This window comes from Comamonas flocculans (assembly GCF_007954405.1).
Lineage (GTDB): Bacteria > Pseudomonadota > Gammaproteobacteria > Burkholderiales > Burkholderiaceae_C > Comamonas_C > Comamonas_C flocculans.
Window position 1 is genome coordinate 745,535 of sequence record NZ_CP042344.1, and the last position, 17,271, is coordinate 762,805.

General features: G+C 69.5%; 7 protein-coding genes. 2 read left to right on the top strand and 5 right to left on the bottom strand.

What is annotated here, in order from left to right:
- Window positions 1-167 precede the first annotated feature (167 nt).
- Together yjjJ and FOZ74_RS03765 are read left to right on the top strand one after the other, a co-directional pair.
- Window positions 168-1,565, top strand: a complete 1,398-nt coding sequence (yjjJ, locus tag FOZ74_RS03760; protein WP_146911816.1) for a type II toxin-antitoxin system HipA family toxin YjjJ — start codon at window positions 168-170, stop codon at window positions 1,563-1,565.
- Window positions 1,566-2,037: 472 nt separating this feature from the next.
- Complete coding sequence (locus FOZ74_RS03765; protein WP_146911817.1) at window positions 2,038-3,021, top strand: IS5 family transposase; 984 nt, start codon at window positions 2,038-2,040, stop codon at window positions 3,019-3,021.
- Window positions 3,022-3,122: 101 nt separating this feature from the next.
- Here the strand turns inward: FOZ74_RS03765 and FOZ74_RS03770 are convergent, their stop codons facing one another.
- The 5 genes from FOZ74_RS03770 to FOZ74_RS03790 form a co-directional block, all read right to left on the bottom strand.
- Window positions 3,123-4,037, bottom strand: a complete 915-nt coding sequence (locus tag FOZ74_RS03770) for a hypothetical protein (RefSeq protein WP_146911818.1) — start codon at window positions 4,035-4,037, stop codon at window positions 3,123-3,125.
- Window positions 4,038-4,152: 115 nt separating this feature from the next.
- Window positions 4,153-5,664 carry an AMP-binding protein gene (locus tag FOZ74_RS03775; protein ID WP_146911819.1) on the bottom strand — a complete coding sequence of 504 codons (1,512 nt, stop codon included), beginning with the start codon at window positions 5,662-5,664 and terminating at the stop codon, window positions 4,153-4,155.
- A gap of 30 nt (window positions 5,665-5,694) precedes the next feature.
- Window positions 5,695-7,899 (bottom strand): penicillin-binding protein 1C, encoded by a 2,205-nt coding sequence (pbpC, locus tag FOZ74_RS03780; protein ID WP_146911820.1) that lies wholly within the window; start codon window positions 7,897-7,899, stop codon window positions 5,695-5,697.
- Entirely contained in the window at window positions 7,896-11,045 is a 3,150-nt protein-coding gene (locus FOZ74_RS03785; protein ID WP_255437767.1) for a bifunctional diguanylate cyclase/phosphodiesterase, read from the bottom strand. The genes pbpC and FOZ74_RS03785 overlap by 4 nt, the downstream gene beginning before the upstream one ends.
- Before the next feature lie 109 nt (window positions 11,046-11,154).
- Entirely contained in the window at window positions 11,155-17,160 is a 6,006-nt protein-coding gene (locus tag FOZ74_RS03790) for an alpha-2-macroglobulin family protein (RefSeq protein ID WP_146911822.1), read from the bottom strand.
- Window positions 17,161-17,271 lie beyond the last annotated feature (111 nt).

Genomic DNA, 17,271 nt, shown 5'->3' on the forward strand with positions numbered 1-17,271 from the left:
AGCGGGCAGGCAGCCACTGTGCCACACCCATGGAGCATGGCGGGGCAGCGTAGCCCATGCCTAGCACATCTTCCATGAATCTTCTCATTACTCACGTTTTATCGTGAACAAGTGATTGATTCATCATAATTTTCAAGTTATAAATCTTCTCAACAATCTTCTCATTCATGCCTGCAGACGACCTCCACCGACTGCGTACCGCCCTCGCCGTGCGCGCCCCGGCTGCCGCCGCCGACCTGGCCGGCGCGCTGGGCGTGAGCGTGCCCACGCTGCACCGCCTGCTGCGGCGCCTGCCGCCCGGTGAGCTGGTGGGCGCAGGCAAGGCCCGGCGCGCGCGCTACGCGCTGCGCCGCCCGCTGCATGCGGGCCGGGGCCTGCTGGCCGACCTGCCGGTGTACGCCATCACCCCCGAAGGCCAGGCCGAACTGCTGGCGCCGCTGGCCCCGCTGCAAGGCGACGGCTGCTGGATGCCGTTGACCCGTAGCGGCTGGCCCGTGCCCGACGAGGCGCGCGACGGCTGGTGGCCCGGCCTGCCCTACCCGCTGTACGACATGCGTCCGCAGGGCTACATGGGTCGCCTGTTCGCCCGCGCCGAACACCGTGCCTTGGGCGTGGCGCCCGATCCGCAGGCCTGGAGCGATGACGACGTGCTGCACGTCCTCTCGCTGCGCGGCAGCGACACCAGCGGCAACTGGATCGTCGGCGACGATGCCTATGCGCTGTGGCAGGCCCAGCGTCAAGCGCTGCCCCCGCCGATCGCCCCCGAAGCCACCGCCGCCGCCTACGCCCGACTGGCCGATGAGGCCGTTGCCAGCGGCGTACCGGGTTCCAGCGCGGCGGGTGAATTCCCCAAGTTCGCCGCGCGCCGCAGCCCGCCCCCCGGCACGGCCAGCGGCACGCCGCACGTGCTGGTCAAGTTCTCGGGCGCCAACGCCGCATCGCCCACCGTGCAACGCTGGTCGGACCTGCTGGTGTGCGAACACCTGGCGCTGCAGCACGCCGCGCGCCTGCCCGGCGTGCAGGTAGCCACCAGCCGCATCCTGCAGCACGGCGGGCGCACCTTTCTGGAGGTAGAGCGGTTCGATCGCCACGGCGAACACGGCCGCAGCCCGCTGTGCAGCATGGAAACCGCCAACGCCGCCGTGCTGGGCGACGCCTCGCGCGACTGGACAGTGCTGGCCGCGCGCCTTGTGGCGCAAGATTGGCTGGCGCCGGAGGACGCCCAGCGCATCGCCCACCTGTGGTGGTTCGGCCGCCTGATCGCCAACACCGACATGCACTTGGGCAACCTCGCCCTGCGCCCCGTGCAGGGCCACCTGACGCTGGCCCCGGCCTACGACATGCTGCCCATGCTGCACGCGCCGCTGCCGGGCGGCGAGGTGCCGGTACGGGCATTCGAGCCGCCGCTACCGTTGCCACAGCAACGGGCGGTGTGGCATGCGGCGTGGGGGGCGGCGCGCGATTTCTGGTGGGCTGCGGCGGGGGATGGGTGCATCAGCGCGGGGTTTCGGGCGGTTTGCGCGGAGCATGCGTGGCGGCTGTCCTCCGCGGCGGAGCATGCGTGACGATGCGGCGATGCTTCTACCGAGTTGTCTGTATTTCGCAAATAGGAGATCACAATGGCGGATTCCGACCCGAAACTGGCAGTCAATTAGCGAAGTTGTTTCTCAAGAGTTTCCACTAGCTGCGAAAGCCGTGGAACTACTATTGTCCCTGCGCTCCTTACCTGCTTCTGGATATGCGGTGCCATAAATCGATCAGCTCTGAAAACCTGCACATAGGGCGCGTAGAGGGCGTGCAACGCATCGACGGGCTGACTATCGCTGATCTCCTCCCTTCGTCCCCCCCCAACATTCGCCCAGATAGATGAGTACATCGACCTAACACCTGCTGAGATGCCAGGACAGTGCGTGTCGACATCTCTCGCTTCGAACTCACCTAATTCGATGCCTATCGCGCTAGCCATTCGTTGCGTAATAGCAATTAGGAAAGGTCTGCAAAAGTCCACCACCTGAGCCCCTCGGACGTTGAACACCCATGAAGCAAATGAGCCTTGCCACAAGCGGATTTGAACTTTCCCCCAAGAGGACGCGCAAGCGTGCATTCCTCGATGAGATGGATGCCGTCATCCCATGGCCTGATCTTCTGGCGCTGATTGCACCGCACGCGCCTGCAGGCAAGACGGGGCGCCCTCCCTTTGCGCTGGAGACGATGCTGCGCATTCACCTGCTGCAGCAATTCTTCGGGCACTCCGACCCGGCGATGGAAGAAGCCTTGCACGACGTTCCCCTGTACCGAGAGTTCGCCCACTTGGACGCGGGCATCACCCGCCTGCCCGACGAAAGCACCATCCTGCGCTTTCGACACCTCTTGGAGAGGAACGAGCTGGCAGCTCAAATCCTTGCCACCGTCAATGCCCAACTGGCCGCCCGTGGTCTGCTGCTCAAGAGCGGCACCGTGGTCGATGCCACCTTGATTGCCGCACCCAGTTCCACCAAGAACAAGGATGGGCAGCGCGACCCTGAGATGCACCAAACCAAGAAGGGCAACCAATGGCACTTCGGTATGAAGGCGCACATTGGCGTGGATGCCGATTCGGGCTTGGTGCACACCGTCACCACCACGGCCGCCAACGCCCACGACATCACGCAGGCAGCGGCGCTGTTGCACGGCGAGGAAACACAAGTCTTTGCAGATTCGGGCTACCGAGGTGTTGACAAGCGTGGCGAAGTACAGGATCAACACCCCGATACCCGTTGGCACATCGCCATGATGCCGGGCAAGCGCAAGAAGCTCGACAAGAACCGCCCCCTGGATGTGTTGCTCGATCAGATGGAGACCGTCAAGGCGCGTATCCGCGCCAAGGTCGAGCACCAGTTCCGAGTTCTCAAGTGCCAGTTTGGCCACCGCAAGGTGCGCTACAAGGGCCTGGCCAAGAACACCAGCCAGCTTCTGGTGCTGTTTGCGCTGTCCAATCTGTGGATGGTGCGCAAGCGCATTTTGCAGGGAGCGCGGGCATGAGTGCGCCTGCAGCACGGGCGAGAGCCCGCAATACGGCTGAAATTGGCCGAAAGAGCGGGAAATCTGACGCAAATTCGGCTTCGGTTTCACCATGTGAATGTTCACGCGTCAGCTTGCGCCATGAGGCGGGTTGTGCAGACCTTCCTTAGTTGTCGCTCTTCCATTTCCTGCCAGCGCAGCGTAATCTCGCCACGCTTGCCCGTTGGGTCAGTATCGAGACCAGCGTCCCGTAGCGTCATAGCCCACTGCGCAGAAATTTCTGCTAGCGACCTCATCGCTTGGCCAAGCTCTCGTCCAGGCTTGCGAACCATATCCGCGATCGGGCTGGATAGCGCATGCTGAGTTGTAAACCATTTCATCATCCAACGCGGATCCGTGAGGCTGTTCATCAATGCCTCGTTGAAATCCTTCTTCGTTGCTTTTCCCAGCGCGTACCGTCCCATGACTTCTGCGTATTCAGGACGCATGGGGTATTTCTTTAGCAATTCTGTGGTGAAGACCGTTGGATCTTGCTGAGCCAGCTGGGAAATTAGCATCTGGCGCGGTTTGCCGTTCTTTATGAGTGTCCGAGCCTTGGCTCGACGTTCCTGACGCGAAAGCCCCATCGCCTTCATTTCCTCTTCGGCCAGCTCACGCATCCCCTCCCACGGTTGCACTGACGTCTCGTCGATGGAAATCTCTGGAAACCACCTGCCGTGCGGATCGAACATATCTCTTGGCGGGGCAGATCCGCGCGCAAGAGAATTTACTTCTGCACGTACTAGACGATCAAACGAAACCAGCGCGTTCGAACCGCAAAGTTCGCTGAGCAGTTCCGCTTTCAGTTCGGCAAGGTGCGCAGCATCTGCTGTTAGGGCGACCGACTCACATACTGCGGCTGCTGAGAATGTAAAACGCACCTGCCTGGAACGTGCCATGTGGAGCAACGCCTCCTTGATCTGGCGGCGGTCGAGAGTGTTTAGCTTGGGGTCCGTAAGCGCCGAGTAGTCTTGTGAATCTAGATAGCAGGTGATCATGCCTTACTGTATAGGTTCCCTTCGACCGGAATCTTGCGATAGCTACGTTCGCTCCTGGCCGATAGCCGCCGCACCCCACACAACACTACAAACCACAAAAGACGCACCCTTCCCCCTACCCTACCTTCGCCCGCAACTCCGTCTTGAGCACCTTCCCATACGCATTCTTGGGCAAGCTGGGCAGCCAGCGGTAGTGCTTCGGGCGCTTGAAGCGCGCGATGTGCGCGAGGCACAGCGCGTCCAGCTCGGCATCGGGCACGGGCTCGCCGTCGGCGACGAGGAAGGCGACGACGATCTCGCCCCAGTCGGCATCGCGCTCGCCCACCACCGCCACCTCGCTCACGCGCGGGTGCGTGAGCAATACCTCCTCGACCTCGCGCGGGTAGATGTTGGAGCCGCCCGAGATGATCACGTCCTTGCTGCGGTCGCGCAGGGTCAGGAAGCCGTCGGCGTCCAGGCTGCCGATGTCGCCGGTGTGCAGCCAGCCGCCGCGCAGCGTGGTGGCCGTGGCCTCGGGGTTGTTCCAGTAGCCGGCCATCACGGTGTCGCCGCGCACCAGCACCTCGCCCATCTCGCCCGTGGGTAGGTCGCGGTCGTCGGCGTCGGCCACGCGCACCTGCACGCAGGCATGCGCCACGCCGACGGAGGCGATGCGCTCGCGCCAGCGCGGGTGATCGCTGGCGGCCAGGTGCTCGCGCGCCAGCGCGGTGATGGTCATGGGTGATTCGCCCTGGCCGTAGATCTGCACGAACTTCTGCCCCATCACGTCCATGGCCCGGCGCAGGTCTTCGACGTACATCGGCCCGCCGCCGTAGACGATGGTCTTGAAGCCTTCGCCGCCGCGCCCGCTGCGCTGCAGGTGGGCGACGAGCCGGTGCACCATGGTCGGCGCGGCAAACAGCGAAAGCCGGCCGACGTGGGTGGCCAAATCGGCCAGCTCCGCCGGGTCGAAGCCGCCGGACTCGGGCACCACGTGGCGCGCGCCGCGCAACATGTGGGCGTACTGGTACAGGCCCGCGCCGTGCGACATCGGCGCGGCATAGACCATGGCGTCCCCGGGATCGACCTGGTCCACGTCGGTGAAATAGGCCATGGTCATGGCCAGCAGGTTGCGCTGGCTGAGCATCACGCCCTTGGGCCGGCCGGTGGTGCCCGAGGTGTAGAACAGCCAGGCCAGGTCCTCGGGGGCGGCCTGGTGCAGCGCCAGCGCCGCGCCGGTGGCGGCCTGCTCCCAGGCGGGGCCGCCCAGCACCAGAAGGCGCTCGGGCGCGGCGCCGGCCTGCAGCGCCGCCTCGCGCAGCTCGGGCGAGGCGCAGACCAGGCGCGCGCCGCTGTCGGCCAGCACGTGGGCCAGCTCGCGCGCATGCAGCTTGTAGTTGACCGGCACCATGACCGCTCCGCACCAGTGGATGGCCTGCTGCGCCTCCAGATAGGCCGGGGCGTTGGCGCCGTAGAGAACCACCCGGTCGCCCGGCTGCACGCCAGCAGGCCCGCGCAGGTGGCCGGCCAGCGCCGCCACGCGCCGCGCCAGGCTCTGGTAGTCGTGCAGCAGGTGCGCACCCTGCAACAGCGCCGGGCGCTGCGGAAACACCCGGGCGCTGCGCAGCAACAAACGGGCAATGTTCATGGGCGGCTCCGGCGTTCGGACATGGCCGTATCAAAGCGCGCCGGGCGCGGGTGCACGCAGGGCCGCGCCGCGCACCTCCAGCCCTATGCTGTCGAGCACCTCGCCGCCCTGGCCCAGCAGCTCCACCTTGTGCCGCCCGGGCCAGGGCAGCCAGGCCAGGCGCTCGCCGCGGCCCGCGCGCCGCCCGTCTATGCGCCAGACGAGGGCCTGGCCGCCGGCCGCGTGCAGCCACAGGCGCTGGTGGGCGGGCGGAATGTCGGGGTCCAGCGCCAGGATGGTGCCGTCGGCAGGCTCGACGATGCGGGCGCGGGGGGGTGCCGCGGCCCGGGAAGAATCTGCATCAAATTGGCCTTTAACGCTTTCTGGGCCTGTGCTTTCAGCTCCTGATTTGATGGCAAACACCGCCTGCTGCGTGCCGTCGATGAACCATTCCTCGCGCGCCGCCTCGGCGCTGGCGGCGACAAAGCGCACCGGCTGGCGCACAAGGTCCGCGGGGGGCCGGGGTGCGCGGCTTGCCTCGTGGCGGTGCAGCCAGCGCATGAGGTCGGCCCAGATGGGCGCGGCGCCGCTCACGCCGCTCACCTCGTGCATGGCGGCGCCCGAGGCATTGCCCACCCACACGCCGACGGTGTAGCGCTCGGACCAGCCCACGGCCCAGTTGTCGCGCATGTCCTTGCTGGTGCCGGTCTTCACCGCGCTCCAGAAGCGCGTGCCCAGCACGCTGTCGAGCCCGAAGGTGGGCACGCGCGCCTGCACGTCCGAGAGCATGTCGCCGACGATGAAGGCGGCACCGGCCGGCACGGCCTGCACCGGCGGCGCTGGCGTCTGCCCCAGGCGCAAGGACACCGGCGTGTAGCGCCCGCCGTTGGCCAGCGCCCGGTAGGCATTGGTCAGCTGCAGCAGCGCCACCTCGCTCGCGCCCAGCGCCAGGCTGTAGCCGTAGTAGCCGCCCGACTCCCTGAGCGGCAGGCCGAAGGCGCGCAACTGGCGGAAAAACGCATCGGGCGTGACCATGACCAGGGTGCGAACCGCCGGCACGTTGAGCGAGGAGGCCAGCGCGGTGCGCACCGTCACCCAGCCCTTGAACTGGCGGTCGTAGTTCTGCGGGATGTACAGGCCGCCCGCGGTCGGTATCTGCGTGGGCGCGTCGTGGACGAGCGAAGCGGCGGTGAGGCGGCGCTCGGCAATCGCCTGCGCATACAAAAAAGGCTTGAGCGTGGAGCCGGGCTGGCGCAGCGCAAGCACCCCGTCCACCTCGGGGGCCTCGCTCAGGCGGCCCGAGGAGCCCACCCAGGCGAGCACCTCGCCGCTGGCGTTGTCCAGCACGACGAGCGCGCCGTCCTGCACATTGCGCCCGGCCAGTTCGCGCAGGTGCCGCCCCAGGCTTTGCTGCGCGTAGCGCTGCAGGCGGGCGTTCAGCGGCGTGCGCTCGCCGCGCGCCGGCTGGCTCGCGAGCCACTGGCGTGCAAAGTGCGGCGCCACGCCCGCGGCCGGCTCGAAGGCGCGCCGCTGCAGCGCGGCCGAGACGAAGAAGCCCAGCGCCGCGCAGTCCGCCTGCGGCTGCATCGCGCGCAGCACACCGCAGGCGCGCCGCGCCACCACGCCCGGGCTGGCGTTGGGCGCGCGCACCAGCGCCGCGACCAGCGCGCTTTCGCGCGCGTCCAGGCCATGGGGCGCCTTGCCGAAATGGGTGCGGCTGAGCGCATCGATGCCCACCAGCTCGCCGCGCAGCGGCACCAGGTTGAGGTAGGCCTCCAGGATCTGGTCCTTGCGCCAGTGCTGCTCCAGCTCGCGCGCGGCCAGCGCCTGCTGCGCCTTGGTCAGCAGGCTGCGCCCGCCCTCGGGGCGGCCGAGCTCGGCGTCGAGCAGCCCCGCCAGCTGCATGGTGATGGTGCTGGCGCCGCGCGTGCGCCGGTTGAGCAGATTGGCCCAGGCGGCGGCCGAGACGGCGGCCCAGTCGACGCCGCTGTGCTCGTAGAAGCGCTTGTCCTCGCTCACCACCAGCGCGTGGCGCAGCGCCGCCGACACTTCGTCGAGCGCTTGCCAGGCGCCGCGGCGCACCGTCGGGTCGGTGCGCAGGCGTTCGAGCACCTCGCCCTCGCGCGAGAGCACCAGGGTTTCGGAGGAGCGGTACTGCGCACGCACCGCGGCAAAGTCCGGCAGCGTGCGCGCACCCGCCCAGCCCGCCGCCAGTACCAGCACCGGCGCGAGAAGCCACAGCCGCGGCGCCCTCATGGCAGGGGCGCCCCGGCGCGCACCAGCGCTTCGAACTGCGCCAGTGGCACGGGTTTGCTGAACAGATAGCCCTGCCAGGCCTCGCAGCCGTGCTGGCGCAGGAAGTCGCGCTGGGCCACGGTCTCGACGCCCTCGGCGATCACGCGCAGGCCCAGGCTGTGGCCCAGAGCGACGATGGTGCGCGCAATCGCCGCGTCGTTGGGGTCGAGCAGCACGTCGCGCACGAAGCTCTGGTCGATCTTGAGCTGGTCCAGCGGCAGGCGCTTGAGGTAGGACAGCGAGGAGTAGCCGGTGCCGAAGTCGTCGAGCGAGAAATCCAGCCCGTAGGCCTTGAGCTGCATCATCTTGGCGATGGTGTCTTCCACGTCCTGCAGCAGCAGGCCTTCGGTGAGTTCCAGCTCCAGCCGCCGGGCGTTGGCGCCGCTGCCGGCCAGCGCCGCCAGCACCTGGGCGGCGAAGTCGCTTTGCGAGAACTGGCGCGGGCTGATGTTCACCGCGAGCGTGAGGGGCGCAAGCAGCGGGTCGCCCGCCCACAGCGCCAGCTGCGCGCAGGCGCTGCGCAACACCCAGTCGCCTATGCCGACGATCAGCCCGGTCTGCTCGGCCAGCGCGATGAACCGCGTCGGGGCCACGTAGCCCTGCACGGGGTGGTGCCAGCGCAGCAGCGCCTCGGCGCCGGTGATGCGCCCGCCCTGCACCTGGGCCTGGTAGTGCAGCTCGAACTGGCCGCGCTCGAGCGCATGGCGCAGGTCGCGCTCCAGGCTGGCGCGCGCCTGCACTCGGCTCTGGATCTGCGGGTCGTAGAAGCGCACCGCGTCGCGTCCGGCCTCCTTGGCCTGGTACATCGCGATGTCCACCTGCTGCAGGAGCGCGTCGGCCGGTTCGCCCTCGCCCTGGAACACCACCGCGCCCACGCTGGCCGTCGTGTGGTAGTGCCCGCCGTCGAGCATGAAGGGTGCGCGCAACGCAGAGAGCACGCGCTCGGCCAGCGCACGCGCATGCACCGCGGCCAGATCGCGCGTGTCGTGCGCGCCGGCCAGCACGATGACGAATTCGTCGTCGCCGTGGCGCGCCAGCATGTCCTGCTCGCCCAGGCAGTTGCGCAGGCGCGTGGCCACCTGGCGCAGGAGCACGTCGCCGCGCGCGTGGCCGCGGGTTTCATTGAGCGTCTTGAAGTGGTCCAGGTCCAGCATCAGCAGCGCACCGCTGTGCCCGCTGGCGGCGCTGGCGGCGAGCACGTGCTTCATGCGCTCGAGCAGCAGCCGGCGGTTGGCCAGTCCGGTCAGCGCGTCGTAGCAGGCCAGGAAGTTGATCTCGTCCTCCGCCGCCTTGCGCCCGCTGAGGTCTTCGACGATGACCAGCTGCGCCTCCTTGAACATCACGCCCGAAATGCCCAGGGGCTTGGTCTGGCCGTCGGCGCAGCACACCTCGTATTCGCCCCATTCGATAACGCCGTCGCGCTCCTGGGCGCGCACGCAGCGCGCCTCCCACAGCGCCTGGGCGCGCTCACGCGCCGCCGGATCGGGGTAGGCCATGCTCCACCACTGCGCGCTGGTGCTCAGGCGCTCGCGGGTGTAGCCGGTGACCTCGGCGAAATGGCGGTTGCGATAGACCATGCCCTTGCCGCGCTGCCACATCGCGATGCCCACCGGCAGGTGGTCCAGGATGGCGCGCAGGCGCTGCTCGCTGGCGGCCAGCTCGTCGCGCATCGCGCGCCGCTCGGTGATGTCCTGCATCACGCCGACGTTGTACAGCGGCGCGCCGCCGTCGCGCACCACGGGGGAGACGGTCAGGTCGGTCCAGACGACCGAGCCATCCTTGCGGCGCATGCGCCGCTCCAGATGGAAGGCGGAGATCTCGCCCGCGCGCAGCTGGCGGCGCAGGCGGTCGTTGGCCTCGGCGTCCCGGCTGTCGGAGACGGCATGCACGTCCAGTTGCAGGATCTCTTGCGGGGTGTAGCCGAGGATCTCGCAGAACTTGCGGTTCACGCGCTCGAACTTGAGGGTCTGCACATCGATCGTCGCCACGCCCACGGCGGTCTGGGAGAACATCGCACTCAGGCGTTGCTCGGAGCCGCGCCGCTGGTCCTCGGCGTGCTCGGCACGCTGCAGCGCCTGCGCGCGCTGGCGCAGCAGCAGGCCCACGCCCAGCGCCAGCCACAGCGCCGCTGCCGCGCCGGTGACGCCCACCCACTGCGGCAGCACCGCCTCGGAGGACGACAGCAGGGGTTGCGTGGGCACGTAAGTGAGCTCCCAGCGCCGCCCCAGCAGCTGCAAGGTGGCCTGCTGGCGCAGGGGCGAGCGCTCCCAGCGTTCCTGCATGTCCGCCGTCTCGCCGAGGAAGACCCCGCCGCCGGGCGGCAGCGGCGCCGCCGTGCTGCCCGCGTCCTGCAGGCGCAGCGCAATGCCGTGCAGCACCCCGCTGTAGCGCAGCGCGTCGAGCATCTCGCTCACGCGCACCGTGGCCGCCACCGTGCCGATGAACACCGGGCCGCCGTCGGGGCCCTTGGCGGCGGCATCGAACATCGGGTAGCGCAGCGTGACGGCCTCGCGCTCGTGCGGCATTTCGTCGAGCTGCAGCGGGCCGGAGAGCACCGGCATGCCCGTCTCGCGCGCGCTGAGCAGGGCCTGCAGGCTGGCGGGCTGCGCGTTGATGTCCAGCCCCCACATGCCGAGCGACATGTCGCGCGGCCAGAGGTATTCGATGACGAAATGCTCGGGCGCCTGCAGCTGGGGATGTATCGGCTGCCCGGGCGGCTCCTGGCCGGCCTGGCGCGCCTGATCGCGCAGGCGCTCCTGCATGGCCTTCATGTCCTGCGCGGCAACCCGGCGCGTGAAGGTCAGGGTGCGCAGCTCCGGATAGTGGGCGCGAAAGCCGCGCGCCTGCAACACGCGATCAAAACGCTGCCAGTCCAGCTGCGGGTCCACCGCGAACAGGTCGCGCACGCCGGCGACGATGGCGGCGCAGGCTTCCACGCGCCGGCTGAGCGCCTCGGTGGTGGCGGTCACCGCCTGGTCGAAACGCTCGGCCGCCATGCGTTCATTGGCGCGCTGCTGGCGGTGCGCGAGCGTCCAGGCGAGCAGCACGCCCGCAAGCAGCACGCCTGCGCCTGCAAGCCAATGACCCATGCCCCGCACCCTGTGCACCTCATGCTCCCCTTGTGGTGGCCGGCGCCGGCATCAGCCCGGGCACCGGCCGGTAGTAAGTCGCACCTTCGCGGACCGGGTCCGCCCCGCACGCACCCACGCAAGTGCCTCAGGGCTTGGCCGGGGCGGCCGGTGCCACCCGCAGCTGCGCGTTGGGTGCCTCGCCGAACATCTCCGGAGCATAAAGCGCTTCGACCCTGGTCGCTGGCAAGGCAAAGCTGCCGGCGTTGTTGAGCCTGAGCGTGTATTGCAGCGTGATCTCGCCCCTGGGCAGGTATTCGTAGTAGGCCCGGTAGGCCTCGAAGGAGCGCTCGACGAAGGCCAGCCAGCCGTCGCCGCTGCCCTGTTCGTCGCCGGTGGCGATCTCGGAATCGCGTCCCAGGCCGCTGCCCAGGATGGTGGCGCCGCCGGGCACGGGGTCGGTGATCACCACCCAGGTCATGTCGGTCTGGGCCCGCACCTTGAGGGTGACGCGCAGCACGTCCCCGCGCGCATGCTCGCCCGGCGCCATCGCCCCGTCGGCGCGGCGGATGGTCTCCACGCTGCGCTGCACGCTGTAGCCGGCGCTGAACGGCGCCTTGAGCGCCACCGCAGCCACCGACTGCACCGTCACCCAGGGTTTGCCGCCGCCCAGGTGGTTGAGCCGCAGCTCGCCCTGCGTCGCCTCCTTGCCCCAGGGCAGGAACATGGTGTTGTTCAGCCAGTTGGAGGCCGCAGCGGGGGCGCCGAACCAGCTCGTCTGGTGGCGCGCGCCGCCCTCCTCGCTCGCCTTGGCGCGCACCACCCGGCTCCAGTCCACGCGCGCCTGCGCCTCGCCCAGGGCGGCCCGGGTGACGCCCGTGACGGGCTCGGACTCGAACTTCGCGCTGAAGGCCTGCAGCGCCAGCGCGCCCCAGAGGTTGGCGGTGGTGGTGTGCCAGGCACCGCCCTGCTGGCGCGCGATGAAGCCATTGGCCAGGCGGCCCATATCCTGGGCCCAGGCCGGATCGTCCATCACCGCGAGGATGAGCCGCGCCAGGTTGACGTCACCGTTTTGCATCAGCCACCACCAATAGTCGCTCTGGTCGGTGCTGAAGCCCGCCCGCGTGCCCTGCCAGGACAGGCGCGCACGCAGCACCTGCATGGCCTGCGCGAGTTGCTCCTGCTGCCCAGGCACGCCCTGCACGCGCCGCAGGATGTTGACCCAGTCGATCACCGCATGCGTGGGCCACTGGTTGGGCGCGATGGTCAGGCTGCGCAGCCAGCGCGCATCGGCCTTGCCGTAGCGCGACAGCGCCTCGATCGCGGCGAGCTTGCGCAGCTCCAGGTCCTTGCGCGGACTCCAGAAGCGCCGCTCCAGCCGGCCTTCGACGAACGCCGTCAGACCCGCCTGCATGGCCTGCAAGGACTCGGGTGGCAGCGCGAACGCGGGGTCCAGGCGTGCGGCTTCGCTGGACATGGCCAGCAGGTAGGCGGTGAGGATGTCGCTGCCGCGGTGCGTGATGCCGCTGCGCGGCGCGAAGTAGTAGGCCAGACCGTCCTCGTCCAGATAGGTGGGCAGTTGCGCCATGAGCACGCGCCAGGCCGCAGCATCGTCCATGCCGACGGCCTTGCTCGCAAGTTGCTCCAGGCAGCTGTAGGGATAGTTGGCCCACCAGTCGCGCACGCCGGGCAGCCCCTCGGCCAGTTTGGGCTGCAGCGCCAGCTTGACGCCGCCGCGCCCCGGCAGCGCGTCGCGCGGCGCGGCCACGGACAGCGTGAGGCTGTCGCTCAACTGCGTGAGCGTGGCCTGCTGCACGCTCAGCGGCACCGCGGGCAGCAGGCGCTGGCTGAGCTTGAGCGCATCGCGGGCCTGGCCCAGCGTGTCGCGCGCGCTGATCTCCCAGAGCAGCTCCTGCACGCGCGTCTGGCCCAGCTGGGCGGGCGCGGTCACGTCCCAGCCCAGCTCGCGCGCCTGGCCGGGGGCCAGCTCCACGCTCTGGGCCGGCAGCTCGAGCAGGGTGGCGCGCGGCGTCACCTGCACCTTCATCGGCTGCCCGGTGGTGTTGCGCAGCGTGAACTGCGCGCGGAAGGCGTCGCCCTCGCGCACCAGCGGCGGCAGGCCGCTGATGATCTGCAGGTCCTGCGTGACGCGCACGCTCGTCTTGCCGGTGCCGAACAGGGCCACGCCGGCGTCGGCCACGGCGGCGATCTCGAAGGTGGTGAGCGCATCGTTGAGCGGCACCTGCACCTGCGCCCGGCCTTCGGCGTCGAGCTCGACCATGGGCTGCCACAGCAGCAGGGTGTCGAGCAGCTCGCGCGTCTGCGCATGGCCGCCGCCGCCGCCCGCGGGCGCCGCCTTCTTGCCGTAGTGGCGCCGCCCGATGATCTCCATCTGCGCGGTGGAGGTGCTCACGCCCCAGTAGCGCCGCTGCAGCATGGCCTGCAGCAGGTTCCAGCTGGTGTTGGGCATGAGCTCGAGCAGCGCCTTGTCCACCGCCGCCAGCGCCACCTGCGCATGCGCCGCCGGCTTGCCGTCGGGCAGCGTGGCCTGCACCGTCACCTTCGCCTTGCCGCGCACCTGGTAGCTGGGCTGGTCGGCCGTGAGCTTGACATCGATGCGGTGCGCGGCCGTGCCCACGCGCAGCTCGGCCACGCCCAGGCGAAAGGCCGGGCGCGAGAGGTCGACCATGGCGGTGGGCGGGATGTATTGCTTGCCCTCCTCGCGAAATGCCCGCCACCACTGGCGCGGCGACTTGAAGCCCCAGGTGAAGAAGCTGTACCAGGGCACCTCGCGCAGGCGACCACGCAGCACCAGGGCGCTCACGTACACGTTCGGGCTCCAGTGCCCGTCGATCTTGAGCTCTATCGTCGGATCCTTGCCGTCGAGCTCCATCACCTGGGTGGCCAGGATGCCCTCGCGCTCCACGCTCACCAGCGCGGTCGCGTGGCGAAACGGCATGCGCACCTGCAGGCGCGCGGTTTCGCCGGGCGCGTACTCGCGCTTTTCGGGCAACAGGTCGATGCGGTCATGGTCCTCGCCGCCGAACCACAGCTCGCCCTGGCGCGTGATCCACAGCGAGGTGGCCGCCTGGGCTTCGTTGCCGTCCTTGTCGCGCGCGGTGGCCACCAGCCGCACCTCGCCGGGCTGGGCCAGCCTGGCCTCGCACAGCACCAGCCCACGCTCGTCGCTCACGCCGGTGCAGACCGTGCCCAGATCCTGCGTCTGCTTGCGGTTGTCGTAGCTGTAGAAGCCCCCTACCAGGCGCTTGCGGCTGGTGGTGGTGGAGCGCGCCAGCGCCTGCACGCTCAGCGGCACGCCCTTCAACACCTTGCCATCCAGGTCCAGCGCCAGGGCGCGAAAGCGCACCCGTTCACCCGACGAGGCCCAGCCTTCGGTCTTGATGCCCGCGACCACCGCCGCGGGCCAGAGCTTTTGCGTGCTGCGCAGGGTCTGGATCTCGCCATTGGGGTCGGCGTAGTCGGCTTCGAGCAGCAGTTCCTGCGGCTGGCGCGAAGGCGGCAGCTCGGGCAGCGTCAGTTGGCCGCTGCCGCTGTCGTCCAGCGTCAGCGCGAGCTTGTCGGCCACCACGCGCTGGCGCGGCGCGGGCTCGGGCGCATCGCCCTCGTCCTCGTCCTCGCCCGCGCGCTCCTGCGGCGCGCCGAAGCTGAAGCCGGGATAGTCCTCGAAATCGACCGAGCGATCGCGCAGCACCGCCGACACGCGCACCGGCAGCTGCGCCGCCGGTCCGCCCGAGACATAGGCCACCTGCACCGCGGTGGGCAGCGCGCCCACGCGCACCAGCGGTCCGCTGCTCACCGGGGCTATGCGCCCCTCGAACACCGGCAGGCGGAATTCTTCCACGCGAAAGCTGCCGCCTTCGAACTGGCTCCCGCCTTCGCTCCAGCCCAGGTTCACCTGGTATTCGCCAAGGTGGGCCGCCGGCGCGAGCGCAAAGCTGCTGAGCGCGCTCAAGCCCCCGGTGGGCGTGCCCTGCCAATGCAGCGGCTGGCGAAACTGCTGGCCGCTGCCCACGTGGGTGATGATCAACTGGTTGGGACGCTCGCGCGGCAGCGCCAGGCCCTGGCCGTTTTGCTCGCGCAGCAGGTGCTTCATCGACACCGTCTCGCCGGCGCGCACCAGGGTACGGTCGAACACGGTGTGCGCCACGCTGTCGGCCGTGGGCGAGGTGCTGATGGGCAGGTTGAAGCGCCAGGGCTCGATACCGCGCTGCCAGTCGCTCCAGGTGAAGGCCAGGTCGTCCTGCGCGCGCGCACTCACGAAATAGGCCTGGCGCCAGTAGTTCGGGCCGTCGCAGGACGGCGCCTCGGGCGACAGCCCTTCGAGCCGCGCGATGCCGTCGCCGCCGGTGCGCGCCGTGGCCAGCGTCTTGCCCTTGCAGTCGGACACGCGCACGGTGGCGTCGGCCACCGGCCGCCCTTCGTCCAGCGTGGTCACCCAGGCCAGGGCGTTCTCGCGCCCCAGCTTGAAGTGCACCGCCAGGTTGGTGACCAGCGCGGTGGTGCGCACGTACATCGCGCGCGTGCTGCCATAGCGCTCGTCGAGCAGCGCCTGACCGAGCAGGGGCGAGGCAATCTCCACCACGTTGAAGCCGGCGTCCAGCGGTATGCCCACCACCTCGAAGGGCCGCACGTCGCCCTCGTCGGGCCCGGGCAGCTTGAGCGTCTTCACGCCCGGCTGGCCGGCCAGCAGCGACAGGCGGCGCGACTGCACATAGGTGCTTTCCTCCGGGGTGTAGTAGCCGGCTTCGCGCTCCTGCTGTGTGGGTTCGGAGCGCATCGGCGGCGGCAGCGGGTCGCGCACCAGCGACTGCGCGTCGGTGCGCTTGATCCACAGCGCCTCGAGCTGCTCGACGCGGCGCAGCCAGTCGATGATCTCGGCGTCGCTGTGGGGCTTGAGCGTGCTCACCTCGCCGGCGCCGGCCACGGGCTGCAGGCCCTGCACCTTGAGTTGCTGCTCGACGCGGCGCAGCGTCACGGGCAGCAGCGCCGGCCCGTCGGGCCCTTCGGCATGGCGCTCGATGATGCCGAAGGGCGCGGCGGCGAACTTGGCCAGCGGTGGCTGCGCCCCGGTGCTCACCTTCAGCGGAAAGCTCTCGGCGTTGGCCAGCGGGCGGCCCGAGGCGTCCTGAAAGCCGGCCGGCAGCTCGAGCACGTAGGCGGTTTCGGCGCTCAACGGGCCGGCGAAGCGGACGGCCTGCACCACTTCGTCGTCGGCCGGCTGCACGCCCTCGTCCTGCTGCGGCATCAAGGTCTGTGCGCCGCCCTTCAGGCGTATGCCCATGGCCAGCTTGCGCACCACCGGTGCGTTGAAGGTCAGCCGCATGGGGCGTATCGGCAGGCAGGCGGCCTGGGCGTTCTCGCGCTCGCAGGAAAAGTCGGCGCTGAAGGGCGCGCGCACCTTGAACTTGTAGCGGCGCGCCACCCGGTTGGCGATGCCGCTGGGCGTGCTCACGCCCCGGTCATAGACCAGCTCCAGGTGGCTGTCGGGCGCGGCGCGGCGCGCGCAGGTGAGCACCGGGTAGCGCAGCGGCGCCTTCTGCGCCGCCTCCCAGAGCTGGCGGGCGCGCAGCACGGCCTCGCGCTCTGCGCCCTCGACGGGGCGCACCGGCACGCGCTCGCCCACGCCTTCCAGGTCGCACCAGACGTGCTCGGCGACGCTGTCCGCGCTGGCATCGCCATTGAGCTGCAGGATGAAGTACTGCTGCTCTTCGATGCCGCCCCAGCTGCCCGGATGGACACGCTGCACGAAAGGACCGCCGGTATCGAATTGATAGCTTCTGGCGCCCGTCCAGCCTGCGCCTGCGGCCGGTTTAAAGTCCGCCTTGGGCGTGAGCGTGCAGCGCACGCCCGGCGGCAGGTCGGCCACGAAGTCGAACACCCAGCGGCGGTCGCTGAGCCAGCGCGCCTGCCCGCGCGCGGCGATGGCGTCGCTGCAGGAGAGCGCATACGGATCGTCCGCCCGAGGGTCGCCGAAGCGCACGGCCGGCGCGTCGAAGGTGACCACCACCTGGCGCACCTGCGCCACCTCGCCGCGCGGCGAGACGCTGGCCACCGCCAGGGCCTGCGCCGGACCGCCGGCCAGGGCCAGCATGGCGGCCACGGCCGCCCCCGCCCATGTCGATCTCTGCAGCATGTTCCCTCCGTCCCTCGTCGTTGGAGCGCAAACTCTAAATCTGCACTATTGTTGGGGCAAACCGCGCTTGTACATTTGTTGCAGCCGTGTCAATCTGCTGCTTCGAGTCTG

Bases quoted from the DNA above. Each gene is read 5' to 3' on its own strand.
- yjjJ (WP_146911816.1), top strand. From the start codon at position 168: ATGCCTGCAGACGACCTCCACCGACTGCGTACCGCCCTCGCCGTGCGC.
- FOZ74_RS03775 (WP_146911819.1), bottom strand. From the start codon at position 5,664: ATGAACATTGCCCGTTTGTTGCTGCGCAGCGCCCGGGTGTTTCCGCAG.
- pbpC (WP_146911820.1), bottom strand. From the start codon at position 7,899: ATGAGGGCGCCGCGGCTGTGGCTTCTCGCGCCGGTGCTGGTACTGGCG.
- FOZ74_RS03790 (WP_146911822.1), bottom strand. From the start codon at position 17,160: ATGCTGCAGAGATCGACATGGGCGGGGGCGGCCGTGGCCGCCATGCTG.
- FOZ74_RS03765 (WP_146911817.1), top strand. From the start codon at position 2,038: ATGAAGCAAATGAGCCTTGCCACAAGCGGATTTGAACTTTCCCCCAAG.
- FOZ74_RS03770 (WP_146911818.1), bottom strand. From the start codon at position 4,037: ATGATCACCTGCTATCTAGATTCACAAGACTACTCGGCGCTTACGGAC.